We start from the raw sequence: 6,380 nt of genomic DNA on the forward strand, positions 1-6,380 counted from the left end.
TTAATTTAAATATCGTCCCGGTATGGGTCTGCTATGTTTAGCTCTGCAAGTAATTGCTTTTCGATGCTTTCCATCTCTAAAGCATCGTCACTCTTTATATGGTCAAATCCAAGCAAATGCAAGCATCCGTGAATAACCATGTGAGCAAAGTGGTCATGAAATGACTTCTCTTGCTCAATTGCTTCAGCTAATACAATGGCTGGGCAAATAATTAAATCACCAACCAAGGGAATATCTATTCCTGGTGGTGCTTCAAATTCGAACGACAGTACGTTGGTCGGTTTATTTTTACCGCGATAGTCGTTATTAAGTTGTTGCGATTGCGCTTCGTCGCTAATAACGATACTGAGTTCTGACTCGTCACGGTATTGGCTAAGGGCTTTGTCGGCCCACAGTGCAAATTGCTCTTCGCTTGGGAGGTTGTCAAACTCACAGGCTATTTGTAAATCAAGTTCGGTTGTCAAAGTATTACTCTTTAGTAGTAGGCTGTTGAAGAGCAGCAAGTGCGTCTTTTGCATTTTGCTTTTCAATGCGCTTTAGTCGCTCGCTTTCGTCGTTTCGCTCGTAGGCTTCAACTATGCGTGCTACAACAGGGTGGCGTACGACGTCTTGGGCTTTAAAGTAGTTAAAGCTAATTTCGTTTACGCCATCAAGTACTTCCATTGCATGGCGAAGGCCTGAACGTGTGCCACGAGGTAAATCGACCTGTGTTATATCGCCTGTAATAACCGCTTTTGAGTTAAACCCTATACGGGTTAAAAACATTTTCATTTGCTCAGCGGTGGTATTTTGGCTTTCATCTAAAATAATAAAGGCATCGTTTAAAGTGCGTCCGCGCATGTAAGCAAGCGGAGCGACTTCAATGATATTTTTTTCGATGAGTTTTTCTACTTTTTCAAAACCTAGCATTTCAAAAAGAGCATCGTAAAGAGGGCGCAGGTATGGGTCTATTTTTTGACTTAAATCACCGGGTAAAAAACCAAGCTTTTCGCCCGCTTCTACAGCAGGACGCGTTAATAATATACGGCGTATTTCTTGGCGCTCAAGGGCGTCAACGGCGGCAGCAACTGCAAGGTAGGTTTTACCAGTACCAGCAGGGCCAATACCAAAGGTAATGTCGTGGTTTAAAATATTAGCCACATAAACACCTTGGTTATCGTTACGTGGTTTAATAACACCACGGCGCGTTTTAATCACCATTTCTTTGCCGTAAGCGCTGCTTGATGCGTCTTGCTCTAGGGCTTTTGATTCGGTAATAGCTAAATGAACGGCTTCGGGTTCTATTTCGCCTAAAACACCACGAACTGGCTGAGTATCAACATAAAGGTTTTTTAAGATTTCTACAGCGCCGGCGCAGTTGTGTAGTTTACCGGTTACTTTAAAAAAGTTGTCACGGTGAATTATTTCAACAGCCAGGTGGCGTTCAATTTGTTTGATGTTTTCGTCAAACGGGCCACATAAAGAAGAAAGGCGTTTGTTATCGGCAGGTTCTAAATAAATCTCTAATGTTTTTAACTGATTACTCAAAATTGCTTCCTATAGTACTGCGCCAGCGTTAACTGGCGCTAATAGTGTGACTAAGGAACGAAAGTAGCTACGCCAATTTCGTTAACAGTGTCTGGTTTTGGCTCTGCAGCTGCAGCTTTAGTTAAAATAGCTGAAGGAGCGATTTCACGTCGTAAGTTCATTTCTGATTCTGTACGAATTAAGTCACCACGTAAAGAGTTAGGTAGTGCTTCGGTAATACGTACGTCAACAAACTGTCCGATCACTGTGTGCGGGCCAACAAAATTTACTACACGGTTATTTTCGGTACGGCCACGTAATTCCATCGGGTTCTTTTTAGAAGGACCTTCAACAAGTATACGTTGCTCTGTATCGAACATTTGACGGCTAATTTGCTGCGCCATTTGTGTAATACGGTTTTGTAGTAAGTATAAGCGTTCTTTTTTCTCTTGCTCTGTTACGTCATCTGGTAAATCTGCCGCTGGCGTACCTGGGCGGGCACTGTAAATAAAGCTAAAGCTCATATCAAAACCAATGTCGCTAATAAGCTTCATGGTCGCTTCAAAGTCTTCTTTACTTTCGCCTGGGAAACCAATAATGAAATCTGACGACATGCTTAAGTTAGGACGAATTTTGCGTAACTTACGAATTGTCGATTTGTATTCAATTGCCGTATGGCCACGTTTCATTAGGTTTAATATACGGTCTGAACCACTTTGTACTGGTAGGTGTAAGTGATCTACAAGCTCTGGTACATCAGCGTAAACGTCGATTATATCAGGCGTAAATTCTACCGGGTGCGATGTGGTGTAACGAATACGGTCAATACCATCAATAGCAGCAATAAGACGAATTAAATCTGAGAAATAACATATTTCGCCATCGTGCGTGTCGCCGCGGTATGCGTTTACGTTTTGGCCTAGTAGGTTTACTTCACGTACGTTTTGCTCAGCAAGTTGTGCAATTTCAAGTAGTACGTCATCTACTGGGCGGCTAACTTCTTCGCCGCGAGTATACGGTACAACACAAAAAGTACAGTACTTAGAACAGCCTTCCATAATTGATACAAACGCAGATGGGCCATCCGCTTTTGGTTCTGGCAGGCGGTCAAACTTTTCAATCTCTGGGAATGAAATATCAACAACCGATGAGCCTTTGTTGCCTTGCACTTGTTTAATCATTTCTGGTAAACGATGCAATGTTTGCGGGCCAAAAATAACATCTACAAATGGTGCGCGTTGGCGAATAGAGTCACCTTCTTGTGAGGCAACACAACCACCTACACCAATTATTAAGTCTGGCTTGTCGTCTTTTAACAACTTCCAGCGACCTAACTGGTGAAATACTTTCTCTTGTGCTTTTTCACGAATTGAACAGGTGTTAAGTAAGATTACGTCGGCATCTGTTGCATCATCAGTTAGCTGGTAGCCGTTGGTGGCATCTAAAAGTTCAGCCATTTTCTGAGAGTCGTATTCGTTCATCTGACAACCCCAGGTTTTAATATGCAGCTTTTTGCTCATTGAAATATTGCCTCGTGTTCAATTCGATAGTGGCACAAAAATGTGCTAGAAACAGGATTAAGGAGCAAGCATGCTCACTTAAAGGAGGCGTATTTTAGCTGGATACCCGCCCAGATCCAAGTATAGTTTTCATGTTTGTGATCTCAAATCAATACAGGGCGAGTTTAATGTGCTGTTAGGGATATCCTCTGGTATAAAACAAATTAATTTTGATACAATCAAAACAGACTCAAGTAATAATAAAATGATGAAAAACATGACCAAAAATAATGTGATAGTGGTTGGCGGAGGCATGGTTGGTGCGGCTATGGCGATAAAGCTGGCTCAGCAAGGCTTTGGCGTGCGCATAATTGAAAAACACCTAATAGACCCATCGCACATTCTTAGTAGCGATAAGGTGGATATTAGAGTGTCTGCTATTAATCGTTTTTCAGAAAATTTACTTGATGAATTAGGGGCAATGCCTCTTTTAAGGCAAAACCGCATAGCACCTTATCAACAATTAGAGGCTTTTGAGCGCGGTGGTGACAATTTATTATTTGATTGCGCCGACATAAACACGACACATTTAGGCCACTTGATTGAAAATAGTTTAATTCAAGCAAGTTTGTGGCAGCAATTTGGGCATTATAAGATTGAGGTTATTGAGCAATCATTGCCGGTAACTAAAATAGAGCAAACGGATGATTTAATTACGCTTGTGTATGGTGATCAAACCTATACGGCTGATTTAGTAATTGCCGCCGATGGTGGGCAATCGCAGCTGCGCGATAAGGCGAATATTGGTATGACGGGTTGGCAGTACCAACAGCATTGCATGGGGGTATTAATTAAACTCGATGCACCGCAACAAATTAAAACATGGCAACAGTTTACACCAAGTGGGCCGTTAGCATTTTTACCAATGCAGGCACCGTACGCTAATTTAATTTGGTACGACGATGCAAATACATTGCAAGCATTTAAAGGGCTAAGCCCAACTCAGTTAAAAACGCACATACTGAATAAATTCCCAGAACTCGCTGGAGACTTTGAAGTACAAACCCATGCAGTATTTCCGCTTACTCGCCAACATGCTAATAATTATTCGCAAGGGCGCTTGGTTTTAGTGGGCGACGCTGCACATACAATTAATCCCCTTGCAGGGCAGGGCGTTAATTTAGGTTTTCAGGACGTAGTGGCACTTGCTGAGGTTTTAAACGAAGCAGGAGATATAGGTTGCCCACTAAAACTTAAAGAATACGAGCGAGCTCGCCGCAGGGCTAATTTATTAATGATGAGCATGATGGACGCGTGTTACTTTGGGTTTTCTAATCAAATTACGCCACTTAAATGGGCACGCAGCCAGTTTTTAAAAATGGCTAATAATACGGGGCCAATAAAAAACTGGGTTTTAAAATACGCAATTAGTGGTGATTTAGGCTAAATTTAAAGTAGATATTAGAAAGGCTCATTTATGAGCCTTTTTTTATGTCTGTTTTTAAGTCAGCAAATAGTGACTCGGCTATATTGAACACGGTTTTAATTTAACTGGTGTTACATCACTAAATCGCAATTTAATAACTTTAAAGAGCCTGTGTGTGGATAATTTTTTTACAGTAATAATTATTTTAGGTGCGCTACTGCTTGTTGCTAGCTTAAAAACAACCGTTAAAGTTTGCAAAAAAACATCGCAAAGAGCATGGAGTGTACTGCTATGCGCTATTATTTTTTTTATTATAGGGTATTGGTGGATACTTTATTATTTTTCAAACCACGACATTGCACCCGTCGTTATGAATATGGTGGCTATGTTGTTACTTGGCGGTGGTGGGTTTGTTTTTTTAGTTATTAAACTGAGCTTAAAAAGTATTCTTAAAATAGAGCAAGCAACGCAGTATCAAAAATATCAAACTGAGCACGATAACTTAACAACTCTACCTAACCGCGATAAATTTTTTAAATCTTTAAGTAAACAAGTTGAATATCCTTCCCCATTTTCACTATTTTATATCGACTTAAATAACTTTAAACAAATTAATGATGCGTTTGGGCATCAGTGTGGTGACCAACTTTTGGCTGCATTTGCCAATAAATTAAATAAAGAATTATGCGGCATTGCTAAGTTATATCGAATAGGTGGCGATGAGTTTGCTTTTTTATTGCATACCGATACAGATGAAAGCATGAATTATTGTGTAAACATTATAAACTCAGCCGTCAAAAGTCCGTTTTGTACGAATGAGCAAATGGTTAAAATACAATTAAGTATAGGCGTAAGCCGTTTTCCTGATGATAGCCGATTGCCCGATCAGCTATTAAAAAAAGCTGACTTGGCACTGCATGAAGCTAAAAAAACATTTCAACCTTTGGTAAATTACTCATCTGCAATAGGTAAACGAGCTGAGGACTTTTTTGATTTATCAGCCAAAATTAAAGTGGCATTACATAAAGATGAGTTTGAGCTTTATTTACAACCCATAATGGACTCTAAAGATCTGCAATTACATGGCCTAGAAGCGCTTATCCGATGGCCGCAAGATGATGGTAGCTTTATTAGTCCAGAAAAGTTTATAACCGTAGCTGAGCGTACAGGGCTTATTTTTCCTTTATCGAAATGGGTTGTACAAGAAGCCGTTAATCATATTAGAAAGCTCAAGCTATTTGGTTTCACCGGTACTATACATGTCAACTTATCGACTAAAGATATTGAAAGCAGCGAGTTTTACGATTTTATAATTAGTTTACTCGCAACCGACCCTACATTAAGCGACTCGTTAATTTTTGAAATTACAGAAGGTGCAATGATGACAAATATACCGGCTGCTAGAAAAATGATGCAACAATTGAGTATGCGCGGGTTTAAATTTAGTGTTGATGACTTTGGTACTGGCTTTTCGTCACTGTCGTTATTAAGAGAGCTGCCAATTAATCAAATAAAAATTGATCAGTCGTTTGTCAAAGATATGCTTACTAACTCGCCTGATTACGCCATTGTAGAATCTACATTGTTTTTAGCGAGTCGATTAAATTGCGATGTAGTTGCTGAAGGAATAGAAACTAAAGAGGTAGAACAGGCGTTGTTGAGTCTTAACTGTGATTATTTACAAGGGTATTTATATAGCAAACCAATAAATATAGATGAATTTATAAATGTTTATTTAAGTGCAGAAAAAGTAAGTTGAATTTAATGAGTATTGAGAAGTTTTAGACAGGGGAGTCAAATTGGCTGGGATACCAGGATTTGAACCTGGGAATGCCAGGATCAAAACCTGGTGCCTTACCGCTTGGCGATATCCCAACTATAAATTTGAATTAGTTTTAGTTCTTAATAAGAACATGGTGCGGAAGGAGAGACTTGAACTCTCACAACCT

At 39.9% G+C, this 6,380-nt stretch carries 5 protein-coding genes and 1 tRNA gene; 2 read left to right on the forward strand and 4 right to left on the reverse strand.

The window, feature by feature from the left end; translation table 11 throughout:
- Positions 1-5: 5 nt before the first annotated feature.
- Genes ybeY through miaB form a run of 3 tightly spaced genes read right to left on the reverse strand, consistent with a single transcriptional unit; the run spans position 6 to position 3,026 of the window.
- The gene (gene ybeY / locus P20429_RS04325) at positions 6-464 is read right to left on the reverse strand and encodes an rRNA maturation RNase YbeY (protein WP_002958542.1); all 459 of its coding nucleotides are present in this window, start codon (positions 462-464) and stop codon (positions 6-8) included.
- A 4-nt stretch (positions 465-468) separates the two neighbouring features.
- Positions 469-1,527, reverse strand: coding sequence for a PhoH family protein (locus tag P20429_RS04320; RefSeq protein WP_007585598.1), 1,059 nt, complete (start codon positions 1,525-1,527; stop codon positions 469-471).
- A gap of 50 nt (positions 1,528-1,577) precedes the next feature.
- Positions 1,578-3,026, reverse strand: coding sequence for a tRNA (N6-isopentenyl adenosine(37)-C2)-methylthiotransferase MiaB (miaB, locus tag P20429_RS04315; RefSeq protein ID WP_010554713.1), 1,449 nt, complete (start codon positions 3,024-3,026; stop codon positions 1,578-1,580).
- 169 nt (positions 3,027-3,195) lie between these two features.
- On the opposite strand from miaB, the gene P20429_RS04310 reads away from it, so the two are divergent.
- Positions 3,196-4,452, forward strand: coding sequence for an FAD-dependent monooxygenase (locus P20429_RS04310; protein ID WP_007585600.1), 1,257 nt, complete (start codon positions 3,196-3,198; stop codon positions 4,450-4,452).
- Positions 4,453-4,606: 154 nt separating this feature from the next.
- Positions 4,607-6,190, forward strand: a complete 1,584-nt coding sequence (locus tag P20429_RS04305; protein WP_007585601.1) for a bifunctional diguanylate cyclase/phosphodiesterase — start codon at positions 4,607-4,609, stop codon at positions 6,188-6,190.
- 41 nt (positions 6,191-6,231) lie between these two features.
- On the opposite strand, the gene P20429_RS04300 is transcribed toward P20429_RS04305, so the two are convergent.
- A tRNA-Gln gene (locus P20429_RS04300) sits at positions 6,232-6,306 on the reverse strand.
- Between the last annotated feature and the right edge of the window lie 74 nt (positions 6,307-6,380).

The sequence above is a fragment of the Pseudoalteromonas sp. BSi20429 genome (assembly GCF_000238895.1).
GTDB classification, from domain to species: domain Bacteria; phylum Pseudomonadota; class Gammaproteobacteria; order Enterobacterales; family Alteromonadaceae; genus Pseudoalteromonas; species Pseudoalteromonas arctica.